Genomic DNA, 17,812 nt, shown 5'->3' on the forward strand with positions numbered 1-17,812 from the left:
TTCAGGGGTATTTTGCCGGACGTTTTTCAAGGAAGGCACTGATGCCTTCCAGGCCGTCGGCATGGTGCAGCGACGCGACGAAATTATCGCGCTCGGCACCGAGTTGCGAGGTCAGCGTTTCGCTGGCGCCGCTGTCGATGAGCGATTTGATGCGGCCGACGGCGTTCGGCGAAAGTTGCGCCAGATCCGTCGCCCAGTTCAGTGCTTCGGCGCGGGCTTGTCCGGGGGCGACGACCCGGTTGACGAGTCCCGCGGTGGCGAGTCGCGCGGCCGATACCGGCTTGCCTTCGAGCAGGATCTCGGTGGCGAGTGGACGGGGCAGGGCCTGCGAGAGGAACCACGAACCGCCGCCGTCGGGCGTGAGGCCGACTTTGACATACGCCATCACGAACTTGGCGTTATCGGCGGCGACGAGCAGATCGCAGGCGAGCGCGAGCGAGAAGCCCGCCCCGGCGGCCGCGCCTTCGACGGCGGCGATGATCGGCTTCGGGCACGCACGCAGCGCCTCGATCCATTCGGCCAGCGCGTCGATGCTGGCCGCCTGCACCGTGGGGTCCTTCTGACGATTTTCCAGCAGGCGGTTCAGATTCCCGCCCGCGCAGAAGAAGTTGTCGGCCCCGGTGATCACGACAGCGCGCACGGACGCGTCGCGCTCGGCCGTGGTCAGCGCTTCGACGCCGGCGGCGTACATGTCGGGATGCAGGGCGTTACGCGCGCCGGGATTGGACAGCGTCAGCACCAGCGTCTGGTCGACGCGTTCCGCGAGCAGTTCAGCAGGCATGAGTCGGTCTCCGGATCACGCTTCTTCGGTGAGCAGCGACACGCCGAGTTGCGCGCGACGCGTGAGCCACGGCGACGGACGATAACGCGGGTCGCCGTAGAACGATTGCAGATGACGCAGAACCGTGAGCAACTGACGCGCCCCGACGGCGTCGCCCAGCGCGAGCGGCCCCCGGGCGTAACCGAGCCCCAGCGTGACGGCGCGGTCGATGTCGCCCGGCGTTGCGATACGTTGTTGTGCGATATCGGCGCCGATGTTCACGATGGTGGCGATCACGCGTTGTGCGACGAACCCGGCCGAATCGCGGATCACGGTCACCGGCGTGCCGCCGTGGGCGAACAGCGCGTGGGCGGCGTTGCGTGCGTCGGCCGTCGTCACGGGCGTGGTCATCAGCGTGTGACGCTTCGCGCCGGCGAGCGGCAGGAGCGTGTCGATGGCGACGGTGCGCGTCGCGTCCAGACCCTGTTCGACGGCGCACGTCGTGGCGTCGAGACCGAGCGGCGTGACGACGATCACGGCGGTCTCGGACGGCTTCTCGCCGCTTTCGATGGTCACGCCCGTCGCACCCAGCAACTCGACGACGGCCGCAAAGCCGCGCGTATCCGCACGGCTCACCCAGACGCTCGCGGGCAGCGCGTCCGGCGCTGGGGCTTCGGGCGGCACCTGCTGCTTGCCGTCGACATAGCGATAGAAGCCTTCGCCGACCTTGCGCCCGAGCAGTCCGCCCGCGAAGCGCACGGCGGTGATCGGCGAGGGACGGAAGCGGGCTTCTTCGTAGAACTGGTGATAGATCGACTCCATCACGGGGTGCGAGACATCGAGCGCCGTGAGGTCGAGGAGTTCGAACGTGCCGAGGCGAAAGCCCGCCTGCTCGCGCAGGATGCGGTCAATGTCCGCAAAGCTCGCCACGCCTTCGCTCGCCACGCGCAGGCCTTCGGTGTTCATGCCGCGCCCGGCGTGGTTGACGATGAAGCCCGGCATGTCCTTGCAACGCACGGCCGTGTGGCCCATGCGCTGGCCGAGGGCGAGCAGCGCGTCGCCGACTTCCCGGTCGGTGCGCAGGCCGTCGATGACTTCGACCACCTTCATGAGCGGCACCGGATTGAAAAAGTGATAGCCCGCTACGCGTTCGGGCCGCTCGCACGCTGCCGCAATCGCCGTAATCGACAGCGACGACGTGTTGGACGCCAGAATCGCGTCGGCGGCAACGATGCCTTCGAGCGCGCGGAAGAGGTCGCGCTTGATCTCGATTTTCTCGACGATTGCCTCGATGACGAGCTGGCAATCCGCCAGGTCCTCCAGCGCGTTGCACGCGTGCAGACGTCCCATCGTCGCCTCAACGCTCGCCGCGTCGATCTTGCCCTTGGAAGCGAGCTTGTCCAGCGTGTCGCGCAAGGCGCCCAGCGCGGCTTGTACGGCGGCGGCGTTGGTGTCGTACAGCTTGACCGTCAGACCGGCTTGCGCGGCAATCTGCGCAATGCCACGCCCCATGGCGCCGGCACCGACGATGCCCAGAACGTCGATGGCCTTGCCGGCAGCGGCCGCCACGTTAGACGAGGAAGACGAGGGGGATGCAGTCATTCGGAGTGTCTCGAAGTTGGTGTCGATGTCGTCGATCGGTATTGTGTGGGCGCTCAGGGCCTGCGCGAGGCTTAACCAGGCACTGCGTGCACGGGACTCGTCATTCTATCGTCCGACCGGTCGGTCGGGAAATGAATTTCCTGCCGAATTGCCGGACGATGCAAACCGATGCCCAAACGCGTTGCGGCTATTGTCGCCGATCTCGCCGCCGTTGCCAGCGCTTGTTCCGCTGCGCGGTCGAGTGCGTGGATGTCTGCTCTTGCGGGCGCGAGGGGCGCGTGCACCGGCGGAGCGTCGGAATTCGGGACAGCTGGGGTTGAATTCAATTCACGCATGGTAGAGGCGTGCCGGTACACTTTCGGTAACCGGTGGACGCGTCCACCGGCTCACTCACATGGGAGACATCATGTTGAAGCTGTACGGCTTTCCGGTAAGCAACTATTACAACAAGGTTAAGGTTGTGCTGTACGAGAAGGGCGTGCCCTTCGAAGAGTCCGAATCCATTCCGTGTCAGGACGAGCCGCTGCTGCAATGCTCGCCGCTCGGTAAGGTGCCGTATCTGCAAACGGAACAAGGTTTCCTCGCTGAGTCGCAGGTGATCTGCGATTACCTTGAGGTGACGCATCCGACGCCGGCGCTCTTCTCCAGCGATCCGTGGCGACAGGCCAAGGAACGTGAGTTGCTAACGATGCTGGAATTGCATCTGGAGCTGGTGGTGCGTGAAGTGTACGGGCAGGCGTTCTTTGGCGGCACGGCGTCGGAAGGCACGCGCAGCCGCACGGAGAAGCTGTTGCGCCGGAATATCGTCGCCTTCAAGCGCCTCGCGAAATTCGCACCGTTTGTCGCGGGCGACACGTTCACGATGGCCGACATCGCGGCAGGTATTCATCTGCCGATTCTCGGAATGGCGACGCAAGCCGTCTATGGCGAGGACTTCCTGCAAGCTGCCGATATCGACTGGAAGGCGTACACGAAGCGCCTTGCCGAACGTGAATCGTTCCAGCGCGTGCGCGCCGAACAGAAGGCTTATCAGCAGGCGAAGAAGGCCGGGTAAGCTTGTTTGGACCGCAAATGGAGACGGCCGCCATCCGAGGGATGGCGGCCGTTTTCGTTGGAGGCGACGCCGGTCGCCAGCGACGTGCTTAGATCTTCGCCAGACGCGCGAGCGCTTCACGCAAGGTCGCGTCCTGCTTCGCGAAGCAGAAGCGCACGACACCCGACTCGTGCGGCGCGTGATAGAACGCCGAGACCGGAATGGCGGCAACACCGATTTCGCCGGTCAGCCACAGCGCGAAGTCGGCTTCGCTCATATCGCTGATCGCGCTGTAGTCCACGCACTGGAAGTAGGTGCCCTCGCACGGCAGCAGCTTGAAGCGCGTACCGGCCAGACCTTCGCGGAACAGATCGCGCTTCTTCTGATAAAAGCCCGCCAGTTCGAGATACGGCGACGGATCGCGCATGTAGTCGGCCAGCCCGACCTGCATTGGCGTGTTCACGGTGAACACATTGAACTGATGCACCTTGCGGAATTCTGCGGACAATGCGGCCGGTGCGGCCACGAAACCGACCTTCCAGCCCGTGACGTGATACGTCTTGCCGAAGCTCGACACGATGAAACTGCGGCGAGCGAGTTCGGGGTGGCGCGCCACGCTCTCGTGACGCTTGCCGTCGTACACCATGTGTTCGTAGACCTCGTCCGAGATCAGCAGAATGTCGGTGCCCGCCACGATCTCGGACAACTTCACGAGGTCCTGCTCATGCCACACCGTACCGCTCGGGTTGTGCGGCGTGTTGAACAGGATCAGGCGCGTACGCGGCGTGATGGCCGCGGCCAGTTTGTCGAACGGAATACGGAATTCAGGGGCTTCGAGTGTGATGAACACCGGCTTGCCGCCGGCCAGCTCGATCGACGGCACGTAGCTGTCGTACGTCGGCTCGAACACGATCACTTCGTCGCCCGGGTGCACGGTGGCGAGAATCGCGGTCAGCAATGCCTGCGTCGCCCCGGCCGTCACCGTGATTTCGGTGTTCCAGTCGTAGCGCTGTCCGTAAAGATTGCCGATCTTGTCGGCGATGGCCTGACGCAGCGCGGGCACGCCTGCCATCGGCGGGTATTGGTTGTGGTCTTCGCGCATGGCGCGTGCCACGGCGTCGACGATCTTCGGATCGCACGAGAAATCGGGGAAGCCCTGCCCCAGATTCACCGCCTGCTTCGCGGCAGCGAGCGCCGACATGACAGTGAAAATGGTGGTGCCGACGTTCGGCAGACGCGACGCGAGCGGCGGGGCAACCAGCGCAGGCGTGGTGGATCCAGTGTGAGGCGCGTTCATGGGGTGGGTGGACGAAGCAGTGATCAGGCCGCCATTCTACCGCCGTCGCGCCCGGCTTGCGGGCGGAGTCGCCGGGGGCGCCGGGGTCGATTAACCGCCAACCACGAGCAATGACGTAAAAGCGCTCGCCGTGACGATGCGAAAGCCGAACTGACGCGTCACCCGGCTACGCAGCTTCAGTACGGCCTTGTCCTTGCTGACGAGCCAGTGGGCGTGTCCGTCGCGTGCTGCTTCGAGGAATTTCTGATCGTCCCGGTCGCGGCAGAGCGGCAGTTGTGCGGGCGGCGCAGCATCGTCCGGGACAACGATCCGGTGTGTGTGCGCATCGACCCATGCGAGGGCGGCGTCGTTGTCGATCTCACGCGAGGCAAATTGGGGGTAGGTCAGCACGACAGCGAGTTCGTCGCGACATCGCTGGGCCATCAGGGCCATGAGGCGGTGTTCGGCGAGCGCGTCGCGCATGGGGCGGGCAATCGGGTCGTCGAACACGAGCAGATCGATCCAGACATTGGTGTCGAGCACCACGCGCGGCGGCGTGGCGAGGGTGTCGAGATGCTCGGCGAAGGCCCGCTCGGCGGGCGTGGCAACAGCGTTTTGAAGCATTGGATAGAATGACGGTTTTACGATAATTTCCTGCGCAGGCAGGAACGCCTCACCCGATATGATAATTGTTCTCTCGCCGGCCAAATCGCTCGACTACGAAACGCCGCCGCACGTGAGCACGCACACCGTGCCTCAGTTCGTCGACGACGCGGCCGAATTGATCGAAGGCCTGCGCGAACTGAGCCCGGCACAGGTCGGCTCGCTGATGAGCATTTCCGACCCGCTCGCCGCGCTCAACGCGACGCGCTACGCCGAATGGTCGCCGCGCTTCGATACCTCCAACGCCAAGCAAGCCGTGCTCGCCTTTAACGGTGACGTCTACGAGGGTCTCTCCGCCCGCACGCTCGACGCCACGCAGCTCGACTTCGCGCAGAAGCATCTGCGCATCCTGTCGGGCCTGTACGGCGTGTTGCGTCCGCTCGATCTGCTCCAGCCGTACCGTCTCGAGATGGGCACGCGCTTCGTGAACAAGCGCGGCCGCGATCTGTATGCGTTCTGGGGCGAGCGTGTCACGCAGACGATCAACGCGTCGCTCGCCGAACATAGCGAAACGCGTCGCGTGCTGGTGAATCTGGCGTCCGAGGAGTACTTCAAGGTCGTCAAACGCCGTCTGGTCAATGCGCCGGTCATCACGCCCGTGTTCGAAGACTGGAAGAGCGGCAAGTACAAGATCATCAGCTTTTACGCCAAGCGTGCGCGTGGGCTGATGGCCCGCTACGCCATCGAGCGCGGTGTGACCGATGTGCAGCAACTCAAGGCGTTCGATACCGAGGGCTACGCGTTCGACGACAGCGTGTCGAACGATTCGCTCTGGGTGTTCCGCCGCCGCGTGGCCTGACGTCAGCCTGTCCGCACGCCCCGGCCAAGATCCCGGGGCTTTTCATTTTCGCCAGCGAGATCCGTCATGACCGTCCAAATCAGCAGCCGATTCGACAGTGGTGCCATCCATGTGGTGAGCGCCGAGCGCGCCGACGACATCCATGTGCGCATCGCGCAAGACGGCGCGGCCGAGTTCGCGCAGTGGTTCCATTTCCGCGTGCAGGGCGTGGGCGGTACGCCGTGCCGCATCGTTTTCGACAACGCGGGGCAAACGTCCTATCCGCGCGGCTGGGAGAACTATCGCGCGGTGGCGTCTTACGACCGCGTGACGTGGTTCCGTGTGCCGACGTCTTACGACGGGCAGGTGATGACAGTCGCCTTCACGCCGGAACACGACAGCGTGTATCTCGCGTATTTCGAACCGTATTCGGAAGAGCGTCACTTGGCGTTGCTCGGCACTGCGCAGAATTCGTCGCGGGTGAGTTCGCGCTCACTGGGGCAGACCGTCGACGGGCGCGACATGACGTTGCTCACAGTGGGCGAGCCGCGCGCGGGCAAGCGCAATATCTGGGTGATTGCGCGTCAGCATCCCGGCGAGACGATGGCGGAGTGGTTCGTGGAAGGCATGTTGCGTCGTTTGCTTGGCGCGGGGGACTGGGCAGGCGATCCGCTCGCGACGGCGTTGCTCGACGAAGCGGTGTTCCACGTCGTGCCGAACATGAATCCCGACGGTTCGGCGCGCGGCAATCTGCGCACCAACGCGACGGGCGCGAACCTCAACCGCGAATGGCTTGAGCCGGACCTCGTGCGCAGTCCCGAAGTGCATCATGTGCGCGCGGCCATCGAAGCGACCGGTTGCGACATGTTCTTCGACATCCACGGCGACGAAGCGCTGCCCTACGTCTTCCTGGCGGGTAACGACGGTGTCGAGTGGGGCACGGAGGCGGTGCTGGCGCGCGAGAAGGCGTTCAGCGAGCGCTTCAAGGCGGTGAGCCTCGACTTCCAGGACAAGTTCGGCTACCCCCCGGGCAAGCACGGCATGGAGTCGCTCAAGCTGGCCTCGAAGTGGGTGGCGCATCGCTTCGGCTGCCTGTCGCTCACGCTGGAGATGCCGTTCAAGGACAACGCGAACCGGCCCGATTCGCAAGTCGGTTGGAGCGGTGCGCGAAGTGCGGCCCTCGGCGCGTCGATGCTTGCCGCGATCTGGGCGCAGATGCAGGCCGATCAGGCGTAAAGCGCAGTCGAAACGCCCAAAACGCATGAGGTAACGGCAGGGACGTGTCCTTTGCGTTACAGAATCTGACAGGTGACGGGGACGCAGCGCGTTCCCATTTCATTTTGTCAGGGGACGGCATGCGTATCGGATTCGACGCGGGAAACGGGCACGCCCCCGTTTCCTCTGCTCAATGGGCACCTGAAGTGCCCGCGACTTTGTTCTCCACATTCTCATCGGCCTGGCAAGGTTTGCGTCAGGTCGATTCGCTCATCGCGAGTCTCGACGCGGGCGCGGGGGAAGCCCGTCACGCTCTCTCTGACGCTCCCTCATACGCTCCCTTATACGCTCCCTTATACGCTCCCTTATACGCGCCCGATCCGTCGCACGACCTTCCGTGGAGACCACCGCCGGTTGCCACGCCTGTGGAGTTTACGCAAATCATGGCAGGCGTCCGTGCGGCTCACGAGGCTAAAGCGTTGTGTCCAGACGGCACCTCGTGGCCACGGACGTCGCCGCACATCACGCATACGGAACGAAATCTGACGCCCGCCGACATTCATGGGATCGTGGCGCACATGCGGCTACAGCGAACGGCCCATGCAAGTGGTGCGGCCGAAGGCCCTGCCACGACACCCTCGGGGCAACCGCCGATGTCCGGCACGGACGCCAGGCTCGCTGCAGGCGATAGTCCCATGTCCGTTCAACCTCGCAGTGCAGCGCCAAATGCCAGGCGTAGCGGGCGCGGCCGCAAAGTGACCGGCGAGCTCTTGCTCCGCATTGAGGCCTTGGGCGCGAGTGGCATAGCGGCCAAGGGCGGCATCGGCCGGATAGCGGATGCGCACGGCATCGCGCGAAGTACGTTGAGAACCTATGTTTCCAAATGCGGCAAGTTGTACTCGGAGGCGAGCGACCGGGCGGCTGAAACCGGTCGGTTCCGCACGGGAAAGGTGACCGTCGGCTTGTTGCGGGCACTTGAAAAGATGGGACCTCAACGTATCAAGTCGAGGGGTGGCCTTCGCGCCATTGCCCGGGACGAGGGTATTCCGTTTCGCACCCTGAAGGGTTACGTCGACCGGTACGGCAAGCCGTCCGTTCTGGGACGCGCAAGACTTCTTGACCACGGTGATCCCGCTCGTCTGGCCGCCAAGGTGCCAGTGACGCCTGAATTGCTGCGCAGCATTGAGGGGCTTGGCGAGAGCGGTATTCGCGCCGCAGGCGGGCTGGGTGCCCTGGCTGACCGACATAACGTTTTTCTTAGCAGCCTGAGAAGTCACATCAATGGCAAAGGCGTGTTGGGGCACCTCGGAAAGCGGTTGATGAAGGGCGAGCGGCGCGCGCGCATTTCCAAGATATCCAACGAGCTATTGCGCGATCTCGAAGCGTTGGGTCCGCAAGGCATCAAGGCCGCGGGCGGACTTGTCGCCGTGGCGACGGCGAACCACGTGGCGTTTGATACGTTAAGAAGCTACATCGACTGCCGAGGCCAGTTGACGCCCGTCGGCCGGGTCAGACTCTACGGCGTCGATCCGTCCCATACCACCCGAGTCACGCCGACGCTGCTCAGGGAGATCCAGGCGCTAGGCAAGCACGGCATCGCGTCCGAGGGCGGACTGGATGCCGTGGCGAGCAAACGACGCGTTGCGCCGCACATTCTGAGGCACTACGTCACGTCCAGCGGGACGTTGAAACAGCCGGGACGCGTCACGATGGCGCGGTTCGAATCGAACAACGGCGGCGCATAGTGCGCGCGACGCAACGGCGACGGCGCTCTCGAATACGCGCTTACAGGCGTGACGACGCGTAGCGCGATCTCTCGCGCTACGCGTTCCGACATTCGCTCAGACCGGGTCGCGCCAAGGAATCGGCGCGCAGCGATCAGTTCTTCTTTTTCGTCGCGCTCTTCTTCGTGCTGGCCGACTTCGACGACGAGGCTTTTGCCGAGGACTTGCTTCCCGTCGACTTGGTCGTCGCGCCTTTCTTTCCCGACTTCGCGGTGGCGTGAGCAGCCTTGCCCCGCGCAGTGCGCTTCACCGGTTGCTCGACCTGAGAGAGCGGCGACGTGTAGTCGAAGCCCATCATGCGGCCGTCGGCGTATCCGCAGCGGATGTGGATGTTGTCGGTCTGGCCGTTCGTGCGCTTGCCGACGCCATCGAGTTCGACCATCTGCGTGACGTCGACCCGTTGTTTGCGATCGTCGAACGGACCATTCCAGGGTGCGATTTTCGCGTGTTCGGGATCGAGTGCGGTCTCGCCGTATTCGACACTCTCGTAGCCGGGGAGCGTGGCGACGACGAAACTCGCGTGCGCAGCGCAGTCGGCCACCATCGGATCGGCGTGACGCGTGTTGACAAATTGCTCGACCAGGGCACGATGCTGTTCGAGCGTGAAGGCCTGTACCGGGGCCGTGAAGGCCGACAGGCAGAGCGGCGCAGCGATGGATGCGATGCCTGCGACCTGGCGCACGGCACGCATCACGACGCCTGCGGCGCGTTGGAAAAATCGATTCGACATTGCTTGACGTATTCTCGGGGGCGTAAGGGCCATGTGTGCGAACCGGCCCTGAGCATTGCAGAGCAATGCGGGCATGCGAGAACTCATCTTATGAGTCGCTGGCATGCGCCGCTCGCGAAGAAGCTTGACCGCATTTTGAAAGACAGCGGCGAAGCGGCATCCATCTTAACCGAAAAAAAGCCGCTCACGCCCGCCGGGTAAGCCAGTAGACCGCATCGCACCGCGCGTGAAAGTTACGACGCGCTACAATGCGGGCCATTCACGCCGCATGGTGACGTTTCCCGACACGAACGTCGGCGTGGAAAGCGCTTTTCTTTCTTGCAGGTTTCTTGCAGCTTCCAGCGCGGTGATGCGGCAACAGGGGGCGCATTGTGTCATCGCAGACGTTGACGCAATTGCTCGAATAGCGGCACATTTCGGGGCTTTTCACGCGGACCGTGCCGTTCATGCGCGTTGCATTCGTGCATTGCCCTGCGCGTATCCTCGATTTTTCTATTCGGCATGTTTGCAAATTCACGCACGGTCGGCAGTGCTCAGACCGGTCCACACGAGAAATTGGCGGATCTGGTGAGCCGTCATCGCGACGCCGCCTTTCGCAAGCCACTCGCGGCCTACAGCGCCGCAGCCTTCGACGCGGCGATCGCCGCATGGCGCAGCGCGGGCGCCGCACCGCTGATCATCGACGCCGGATGTGGTGTGGGTGAGAGCACGCTGCGGCTCGCCTCGCAATTTCCCGACCACTTCGTCGTCGGCATCGATCAGTCGGAGAGCCGCATTGTGCGCGGCAAGGATTGGTGGGACGGCGAATGGCCCGAGAACTTTGTGTGGGTGCGCGCCGATCTCGTCGACTTCTGGCGGCAACTGTACGACGCGGGCATTCGTCCTGCGCGTCACTACATCCTCTATCCGAATCCGTGGCCGAAGATCGGACAGCTCTCGCGTCGCTGGCATGCGCACGCCGTTTTTCCAACGGTCGTCGCGCTCGGGGGTGTGCTCGAATGCCGCAGCAACTGGGATATCTACATCGAGGAATTCGCGCTTGCCGCCGAATGGCTGAGCGGCGTGTCTCCTGAGGTGGAGGCGTGGGTGCCGAAGGACAGTGCCGCGACCATGACGCCGTTCGAGCGAAAGTATCTGGCGTCAGGACATACGTTGCATCGTTGCGTGGTGACGCTGGCACCTCGCTGATCGTCGCAAAAGCCAATCGGCCGGGCGCTCATCACGCACGGCCGACTTATCTTGACGCACGATCAATGGAAGTGCGGGCGGCTCGGTTCGGCGTCTTCCGGCATTTCCGCATGGACGACTTCGCCCACGGGGTCCGGATAGAGCGGCACGCCACAGTCGTCGCAGTATTCCGGATCGAAGCGGCCCGGATGCTTTCGGATCTCGGTCACGCCGCAAGCCTTCAGCAGGTCCGTGACTTCGTCGAGCGCACCGCCTTCGACTTCACCGTTCTCGCGACCATAGAGCGGCCACACCACACCGTAGATCACGTCGTTGCTGCCGCGTTGCGTGAAGCCGATGCGGTACTCGTCGATATTCTGCTCGCCGAAGCCGGCGACCACAGCGCGCAATTCCGGCGGCGTGAGCGTGAGGACGTCTTCCAAATAGCGCAGCGCCGTACGAATCGTGTGCGGACGAATGCGTTCGTCGGCTTCGCGGCAACTGGCGTAGTAAGCGTCGGGCAGGAGGCACTCGATCTCGCAGCCGGGCAACAGCGCATTCAGATTCGGCCCGCCTTGCGCCGACCAGGCTTCCTGGCATTGACCGCGTTCTGCGTGACGCGGACCGTCTTCCTGCCAGCGGAACATGGCGGCACCCTTGGGTACGGCGACGGCGGCGAGCAGGAAACGCGGATCGGCGAGGATGGGGGCTGTCTCTGGCAGGTCGTTGCCGGGCTGCTTGACTTCGGCGTTGCTGACGGCGGCCTGCACGAGTTGCTGCGTCACCTTCCACGATTCGCAGTGCGTACGCGGGAGCTGGTCGATGCTGTAGAGGTACGGCGAAATGGCCACGCGTGCCGATTCGGCGAGGACATGCGCGTGCAGATGGGCGCGCACCGGCATGAGGGCGTCCGGCTTCACTGCACCGGACGGAATGGCGTAACGCGTCCAGGCGAGGATCGGAATGGCGACGAGCAGGCCGTCCCACGTCTGGCCTTCGGCCTCCGGTTCGGCGGATTCGCTTTGCGACTCGATCAGATCGGCGAGTGCGCCATAGGCTTCGCTATGGTTGGCCTGGAGATGGTCGAGTGCGGCGTCGATAGCCGGCTGGTTGCCGGTGCGCAGCACGCGCGTGAGCAGCGTGTCGAGCTGGGCTTCCCAGAAACGGTCTTCGATGCGGCTACCCGAGGCAGCCAGCGCGAGTGCGTGGCCGACCAGCTTCTCGGCGTCGGGGGTCAGTCGTTTGGCGGTGCGTGAGCGCATAGTCGTGCGAAGCAGAAACACATGAACTCACGATTGTACGGCATGCGTGAACGCGATAGATGGGACGCTGTCACCAAACGCGTCGACTCCGATGGCGATAGGGGGTGTCGCCATCGATGAGCCGGTGCCAAACGGGCAGTGTGCCGACGGCGTTTGACGCCGAATCAGAAGTCGAACGCGAGATTCGCCGGGGCGGACAGGCGCGTATGACGCGTCGTGGCGGCGCTGGCGCCGATGACGGGGGCGAGTGCTGCGCCTTCGAGCGAGAGCAGGGCGAGCTTGCGCTCTACGCCGCCAGCGTAGCCCGTGAGCGTGCCGTCGGCGCCGATCACCCGGTGGCAGGGCACGATCAGCGTGATCGGATTGCGCCCGTTGGCGGCGCCCACGGCGCGCGACTTGTTTGCGTCGCCGAGTGAATGGGCGAGATCGCCGTAGCTGCGTGTCTCGCCGAACGGGATGCGGCGCAGTTCGTCCCAGACGCTTTTCTGGAACGGTGTGCCGTCCGGGGCGAGATCCAGTTCGAACAGACGGCGTCCGTCGTGGAAATACTCGTCGAGCTGTTGCCTGGCGGCGTCGAGCACTTTGATGCCTGCACCGTCGCGACGCGTCTGGCCATCCCCGGGGAAGTACTTCTGCTGGGTGAAATAGACGCCGGTCAGCGCGTCGCCATTGGCGACGAGCAGCATCTCGCCGAGCGGGCTGTCGTAAAAGGCTTCGTAATGTGTTGTCGTACGGATCATGCAACCACCTCCTGCAAATTCACGACCGGCTGGCGAGCCGGTCCTTGTGCCGCAGCACGCCAGACGTGCAATGCGGCGTACGCGCGCCACGGTGCCCACTGGGCGGCACGCGTTGCGACGGCGCGGCCGTTGGGCACCCCGAGCGCCTGACGCAGCACCAGATCGTCCACCGGCATGGCGTCGGGCGAGCCGAGGGCGCGCATCGCGATGTACTGCGCAGTCCACGGGCCGACGCCTTTGATGGCGAGGAGCGACGCCGTCGTCGCGTCCAGCGGCGCGAGCGGATCGAGCCGCAGCTTACCATCCACGATCGCTTGAGCGACACCGTGAATTGCGGCGATACGACTTCGAATGATACCGGCTTCGCCGAGGGCGTCCACGGGGACGGCGAGCATTTGTGCGGCACTCGGAAAGGTGTGCGTCAGACCGTGGACGGGGGTCGGCAGTGGCGTACCGAATCGTTCAGCGAGTCGTCCGAGCAGGCGACGCGCGCCCTTGACCGTGATTTGCTGGCCCACGATGGCCCGCACGGCGATCTCGAAGCCATCCACCGTGCCGGGCACGCGAAGGCCGGGCGTGGTGAGGGCGAGGGGGCCGAGATGCGCGTCGATGACATCGGGGCGCGCACCGAGGTCGAACAGATGACGGAGTTTGCCGAGCACTTGCGGCACGTTGCCTGCGAGGGCGGGGGGAAGTGTCACCTGCAAGGCGTGGCGATTCGTGAGCGGCGAGATGCGGCACCATCCGGCGACGGTTTGCCCATCCTGACGTTGAAGACTCAGCGTGCGGGTATAGACGTCGCCTTCACGGGACTCGACGCCGTCGATGGCGCGGTCGCCGAGAAAGTCGAGGAGGGCGTGCCATGCGAGGGGCGGGCGATAGGCGAGTTGAAACACTAGATCGCCGTCGGGAATAGCGGCCAGGCGGGCGTTGTGCGCGCTCAGGCGCAGGCGTCCGGGGGCGAAGCCATAGCGGGACTTGAAGAGTCCGTTGAAGCGTCTGACGCTACCGAAGCCAGCGGCAAGCGCCACTTCCGTTACGGGCAGCGCGGTATCGGTGAGCAGACGTTTGGCGAGCAGCAGTCGTTGCGTCTGGGCGTATTCGACGGGCGAGACACCGAATTCGTCGGCAAAGATGCGTCGCAGGTGGCGTTCCGTGATACCGATACGGGCGGCGAGATCGGGCAGAGGCGCGTGATTAAGGAAGCCTTCGTCGATCATGGCGGCGGCTGCGTCGGCGAGTTCGCGGGAGGCGTCGAAGCGTGCGCCGCCGGGCGCCAGTTCGGGGCGGCACTTGAGGCAGGGCCGGTATCCGGCCTTTTCCGCGGCGGCGGCGCTACCGTGGAACGAGCAGTTCTCGAAGCGGGGGGTGCGAACGTTGCAGACGGGACGACAGTAAATGCCGGTCGAAGAGACGCCGACGAAGAACCAGCCGTCGAAGCGTCGGTCGCGTGCAGAGACTGCTTTGTAGCAGACATCCGGATCGAGCTTCATGGGGTTTGGGGAGGGGGAAACATGGTGTCACTCTACGCGCGCGCCGGACGTCCGGCTAGTCATTTTCGGACATGACAGCAGGGAGGAGGGGAGCGAGGTGGCGGGAGGTTCGTGGCCCTGGGCAAGACAGGCAGACGCAAGGAGGCGCTTACCGAAGCGACTTTCAGTGGAGCGCCGGGAAGTGCCTGCTTGCGTCTGTCCCGCTGCGTTGTGGGAGGGTGTGGGCGGTGAGGGCGAGAGGGTTTTCAGGGGTGAACTTCAGGGGGAGGTTCAGGGGTCAGCGCCAGAGATCGAAAACCCAAGAAAAAACCCGGCGCGGAGGCCGGGTTTCGTCATTCTGGGAACTGGAAGACGACGACATCGCTATCCAGCCCCTTGCGTCACATCGACAGCGACCGAACTTAAGCGGCTGCCAGCAATTGACGCAGCACGAACGGCAGGATGCCGCCGTGCTTGTAGTAATCCACTTCGATCGGCGTGTCGATACGCAGCAGGACCTGCACCTTTTGCGTTTCGCCGTTCTTGCGATGGATGACCAGCGTGACGTCTTGCTGCGGCTTGATGTCGGCCGTCAGACCTTCGATGTCGTACGTTTCTTCGCCCGTGATGCCGAGCGATTCGACGCTGTCCGTGCCCTTGAATTGCAGAGGCAGAACGCCCATGCCGACCAGGTTCGAGCGGTGGATGCGTTCGAACGAACGGGTGATGACCGCCTTCACGCCCAGCAGTTGCGTGCCCTTGGCTGCCCAGTCGCGCGACGAACCGGTGCCGTACTCTTCGCCACCGAACACCACCGTCGGGGTGTTCTCGGCGACGTACTTCATGGCGGCGTCGTAGATCGAGAGCTGTTCGCCGCTCGGCTGGTGAATCGTCAGGCCGCCTTCCACGCGCGAGCCGTCGGCCTTTGCGGGGATCATCAGGTTCTTGATACGGACGTTGGCGAACGTGCCGCGCATCATCACTTCGTGGTTACCGCGGCGCGAGCCGTAGCTGTTGAAGTCGGCCTTGAGCACGCCGTTTTCCAGCAGCCACTTGCCAGCGGGCGACGTTTCCTTGATCGAGCCTGCCGGGCTGATGTGGTCCGTCGTCACCGAGTCACCGAACACGCCCAGTGCGCGTGCGCCCTGGATCGGCTTGATGTCGGCGTTCGGTTCCATCGAGAAGCCGTCGAAGAACGGCGGCTCGGCGATGTACGTCGACGTCGGCCAATCGTAGACCTGCCCCGTCGAGCCCTTGACCTTCGCCCACAGCGGGCTCGGTTCCTTCACCGAATCGTAGTTGGCCTTGAACACCTTCGCGTTCATGGCGAACTTCATCAGCTTGTGGATTTCTTCGCTGGTCGGCCAGATGTCGCCGAGGAAGATGTCGCGGCCACCCTTACCCTTGCCGACCGGTTCGGTCATCAGGTCGCGGGTGACGTTGCCAGCGATGGCGTAAGCCACGACCAGCGGGGGCGAGGCGAGGAAGTTGGCGCGGATGTTCGGGTGAATACGCGCTTCGAAGTTACGGTTGCCCGACAGCACGGCGGCCGCGACCATGTCGTTCTTCGTGATCGTCTCGTTCAGTTCGGCCGTCAGATCGCCGGCGTTACCGATACAGGTCGTGCAGCCGTACGCCGTCACGCCGAAGCCGAGCTTCTCGAGATATCCCAGCAGACCGGCTGCGTGCAGATACTCGGTGACCACACGGCTTCCCGGGGCGAGCGACGTCTTGATGTGCGGGGCGACCTTCAGACCGGCTTCCACAGCCTTCTTCGCCAGCAGACCGGCGGCGAGCAGCACGCTCGGGTTCGACGTGTTCGTGCACGACGTGATGGCGGCGATGAGCACATCGCCGTTGTGCACGTCGATGCCGCTCGCCGTCTTGTACGTCGCGTCGAGTTGCTCTTGCGTCAGATTGAAACCGTTCTCGGCGACCGGCTTCGTGAACAGGTCCTTGAACGTCGACTTGACGTTGCCGATTTCGATACGGTCTTGCGGACGCTTCGGACCGGCCAGCGACGGTGCGACCGTGCCGAGGTCCAGCTTAAGCGTCTTGGTGTAATCGATGCTGTCCGTCTTCGGCACGCCGAAGAGGTTCTGGGCCTTGAAGTACGATTCGAACGCGTCGATTTCGGCCTTCGTGCGACCCGTGCCCTTGAAGTAATCGATCGTCTTTTCGTCGACCGGGAAGAAGCCCATCGTCGCGCCGTATTCCGGGGCCATGTTGGCGATGGTGGCGCGGTCCGGCAGTGCGAGGCTCGACGTGCCTTCGCCGAAGAATTCGACGAACTTGCCCACGACCTTCTCGCGACGCAGCATTTCCGTAATCGTCAGCACCAGGTCGGTGGCGGTCACGCCTTCGCGCAGACGGCCGGTAAGCTCCACGCCGACGACGTCCGGCGTCAGGAAGTACACCGGCTGACCCAGCATGCCGGCTTCGGCTTCAATGCCGCCCACACCCCAGCCCACCACGCCGATACCGTTGATCATGGTCGTGTGGCTGTCCGTGCCGACGAGCGTATCCGGATAGAACACGTCGTCCTTCTTGTGCACGCCGCGTGCCAGATATTCCAGGTTCACCTGGTGGACGATGCCATAGCCCGGTTGCACGACGCCGAACGTGTCGAACGCCTGCATCCCCCACTTCATGAACTGGTAGCGCTCGTTGTTGCGCTGGAATTCCAGTTGCATGTTCAGATCGAGCGCCTTCTTCTCGCGGAAGTGATCGATCGTGACCGAGTGGTCGACCACCAGATCCACCGGCACCAGCGGTTCGATGCGCTTCGGGTTCGTGCCCTGACGTTCGGCGACGTTACGCATGGCGGCCAGGTCGGCCAGCAGCGGCACGCCCGTGAAATCCTGCAGCACGACACGCGCGACGACGAACGGAATTTCGTCGGTGCGCTCGGCGTTCGGCTTCCAGTTGGCCAGTTGTTTGACGTGCTCTTCGGTCACCTTCTTGCCGTCGCAGTTGCGCAGCACGGACTCGAGCACGAGGCGGATCGACACCGGCAGGCGTTCGACGTTCACACCCAGGGCCTTGCCCAGTTGGGGCAGCGAGTAGAACTTGCCTTTCTTGTTGCCGCCGAGCTTGAACTCTTTAAGCGTTTTGTGGAGGTTATGGGCCATGATCTTTCCTTGAGTGATACAGAAAAACAAAGCGTGGTGAAGCGATGAGTGGGGGCCGGTATCGCGCAGGCACCTGCCTGGGGGCCCGCTACGATGCCGGTAGGTCATGCGTCCGGCGTGCCGGGTACTGCGAAGACTTCCGATGATTACCGGTAAAACCAAATGTGCAACAGTGCATCAGGAAAGCGGCTGGCGCATC

14 protein-coding genes are annotated in these 17,812 nt (G+C 64.0%); 5 read left to right on the top strand and 9 right to left on the bottom strand.

Annotated elements, in window-relative coordinates:
- Position 1 precedes the first annotated feature (1 nt).
- On the bottom strand, positions 2-781 hold the full coding sequence (locus MB84_RS08995; RefSeq protein ID WP_046291539.1) for an oxepin-CoA hydrolase, alternative type: 780 nt from the start codon (positions 779-781) through the stop codon (positions 2-4).
- Between the two features lie 15 nt (positions 782-796).
- A complete protein-coding gene (locus MB84_RS09000; RefSeq protein WP_084009681.1) occupies positions 797-2,362 on the bottom strand; it encodes a 3-hydroxyacyl-CoA dehydrogenase in 1,566 nt (521 codons plus the stop codon).
- Positions 2,363-2,768: 406 nt separating this feature from the next.
- Between MB84_RS09000 and MB84_RS09005 the strand changes: the two genes are divergently transcribed.
- Positions 2,769-3,416 (top strand): glutathione S-transferase family protein, encoded by a 648-nt coding sequence (locus MB84_RS09005; RefSeq protein WP_046293589.1) that lies wholly within the window; start codon positions 2,769-2,771, stop codon positions 3,414-3,416.
- 88 nt (positions 3,417-3,504) lie between these two features.
- Here MB84_RS09005 and MB84_RS09010 read toward each other — a convergent pair whose 3' ends face one another.
- Together MB84_RS09010 and MB84_RS09015 are read right to left on the bottom strand one after the other, a co-directional pair.
- Entirely contained in the window at positions 3,505-4,692 is a 1,188-nt protein-coding gene (locus tag MB84_RS09010) for a pyridoxal phosphate-dependent aminotransferase (RefSeq protein ID WP_046291540.1), read from the bottom strand.
- A gap of 90 nt (positions 4,693-4,782) precedes the next feature.
- Entirely contained in the window at positions 4,783-5,295 is a 513-nt protein-coding gene (locus MB84_RS09015; protein WP_157122670.1) for a putative toxin-antitoxin system toxin component, PIN family, read from the bottom strand.
- A gap of 58 nt (positions 5,296-5,353) precedes the next feature.
- Here MB84_RS09015 and yaaA point away from each other — a divergent pair, with 58 nt between their 5' ends.
- The 3 genes from yaaA (at position 5,354) to MB84_RS09030 (ending at position 9,072) form a co-directional block, all read left to right on the top strand.
- A complete protein-coding gene (gene yaaA / locus MB84_RS09020) occupies positions 5,354-6,133 on the top strand; it encodes a peroxide stress protein YaaA (protein WP_046291541.1) in 780 nt (259 codons plus the stop codon).
- Between the two features lie 66 nt (positions 6,134-6,199).
- Positions 6,200-7,348, top strand: coding sequence for a M14 family metallopeptidase (locus MB84_RS09025; RefSeq protein WP_046291542.1), 1,149 nt, complete (start codon positions 6,200-6,202; stop codon positions 7,346-7,348).
- Between the two features lie 674 nt (positions 7,349-8,022).
- A complete protein-coding gene (locus MB84_RS09030; protein ID WP_157122671.1) occupies positions 8,023-9,072 on the top strand; it encodes a hypothetical protein in 1,050 nt (349 codons plus the stop codon).
- A 133-nt stretch (positions 9,073-9,205) separates the two neighbouring features.
- Here the strand turns inward: MB84_RS09030 and MB84_RS09035 are convergent, their stop codons facing one another.
- Positions 9,206-9,841, bottom strand: coding sequence for a BspC domain-containing protein (locus MB84_RS09035; RefSeq protein WP_084009682.1), 636 nt, complete (start codon positions 9,839-9,841; stop codon positions 9,206-9,208).
- Between the two features lie 501 nt (positions 9,842-10,342).
- Between MB84_RS09035 and trmB the strand changes: the two genes are divergently transcribed.
- Positions 10,343-11,029, top strand: coding sequence for a tRNA (guanine(46)-N(7))-methyltransferase TrmB (trmB, locus tag MB84_RS09040; protein ID WP_046291544.1), 687 nt, complete (start codon positions 10,343-10,345; stop codon positions 11,027-11,029).
- A 62-nt stretch (positions 11,030-11,091) separates the two neighbouring features.
- On the opposite strand, the gene MB84_RS09045 is transcribed toward trmB, so the two are convergent.
- From MB84_RS09045 to acnA, 4 genes are all read right to left on the bottom strand, one after another.
- Positions 11,092-12,270 (bottom strand): DUF2863 family protein, encoded by a 1,179-nt coding sequence (locus MB84_RS09045; protein ID WP_046291545.1) that lies wholly within the window; start codon positions 12,268-12,270, stop codon positions 11,092-11,094.
- A 164-nt stretch (positions 12,271-12,434) separates the two neighbouring features.
- Positions 12,435-13,010: a methylated-DNA--[protein]-cysteine S-methyltransferase gene (locus tag MB84_RS09050; protein WP_046291546.1), complete on the bottom strand. Its 576-nt coding sequence runs from the start codon at positions 13,008-13,010 to the stop codon at positions 12,435-12,437.
- Positions 13,007-14,503 carry a DNA-3-methyladenine glycosylase 2 family protein gene (locus MB84_RS09055; protein WP_046291547.1) on the bottom strand — a complete coding sequence of 499 codons (1,497 nt, stop codon included), beginning with the start codon at positions 14,501-14,503 and terminating at the stop codon, positions 13,007-13,009. The genes MB84_RS09050 and MB84_RS09055 overlap by 4 nt, the downstream gene beginning before the upstream one ends.
- Positions 14,504-14,904: 401 nt before the next feature.
- Complete coding sequence (acnA, locus tag MB84_RS09060) at positions 14,905-17,613, bottom strand: aconitate hydratase AcnA (RefSeq protein WP_046291548.1); 2,709 nt, start codon at positions 17,611-17,613, stop codon at positions 14,905-14,907.
- Between the last annotated feature and the right edge of the window lie 199 nt (positions 17,614-17,812).

Origin of the sequence: Pandoraea oxalativorans (assembly GCF_000972785.3) — a bacterium.
Classification (GTDB): domain Bacteria; phylum Pseudomonadota; class Gammaproteobacteria; order Burkholderiales; family Burkholderiaceae; genus Pandoraea; species Pandoraea oxalativorans.

What these genes read in the sequence shown, in the direction of transcription:
- MB84_RS09005 (WP_046293589.1), top strand. Translation starts at nt 2,769, where the DNA reads ATGTTGAAGCTGTACGGCTTTCCGGTAAGCAACTATTACAACAAGGTT.
- MB84_RS09000 (WP_084009681.1), bottom strand. Translation starts at nt 2,362, where the DNA reads ATGACTGCATCCCCCTCGTCTTCCTCGTCTAACGTGGCGGCCGCTGCC.
- MB84_RS09050 (WP_046291546.1), bottom strand. Translation starts at nt 13,010, where the DNA reads ATGATCCGTACGACAACACATTACGAAGCCTTTTACGACAGCCCGCTC.
- MB84_RS09055 (WP_046291547.1), bottom strand. Translation starts at nt 14,503, where the DNA reads ATGAAGCTCGATCCGGATGTCTGCTACAAAGCAGTCTCTGCACGCGAC.
- MB84_RS09025 (WP_046291542.1), top strand. Translation starts at nt 6,200, where the DNA reads ATGACCGTCCAAATCAGCAGCCGATTCGACAGTGGTGCCATCCATGTG.
- MB84_RS09035 (WP_084009682.1), bottom strand. Translation starts at nt 9,841, where the DNA reads ATGTCGAATCGATTTTTCCAACGCGCCGCAGGCGTCGTGATGCGTGCC.
- MB84_RS09015 (WP_157122670.1), bottom strand. Translation starts at nt 5,295, where the DNA reads ATGCTTCAAAACGCTGTTGCCACGCCCGCCGAGCGGGCCTTCGCCGAG.
- acnA (WP_046291548.1), bottom strand. Translation starts at nt 17,613, where the DNA reads ATGGCCCATAACCTCCACAAAACGCTTAAAGAGTTCAAGCTCGGCGGC.
- MB84_RS09010 (WP_046291540.1), bottom strand. Translation starts at nt 4,692, where the DNA reads ATGAACGCGCCTCACACTGGATCCACCACGCCTGCGCTGGTTGCCCCG.
- MB84_RS08995 (WP_046291539.1), bottom strand. Translation starts at nt 781, where the DNA reads ATGCCTGCTGAACTGCTCGCGGAACGCGTCGACCAGACGCTGGTGCTG.
- MB84_RS09045 (WP_046291545.1), bottom strand. Translation starts at nt 12,270, where the DNA reads ATGCGCTCACGCACCGCCAAACGACTGACCCCCGACGCCGAGAAGCTG.
- MB84_RS09030 (WP_157122671.1), top strand. Translation starts at nt 8,023, where the DNA reads ATGTCCGTTCAACCTCGCAGTGCAGCGCCAAATGCCAGGCGTAGCGGG.
- trmB (WP_046291544.1), top strand. Translation starts at nt 10,343, where the DNA reads ATGTTTGCAAATTCACGCACGGTCGGCAGTGCTCAGACCGGTCCACAC.
- yaaA (WP_046291541.1), top strand. Translation starts at nt 5,354, where the DNA reads ATGATAATTGTTCTCTCGCCGGCCAAATCGCTCGACTACGAAACGCCG.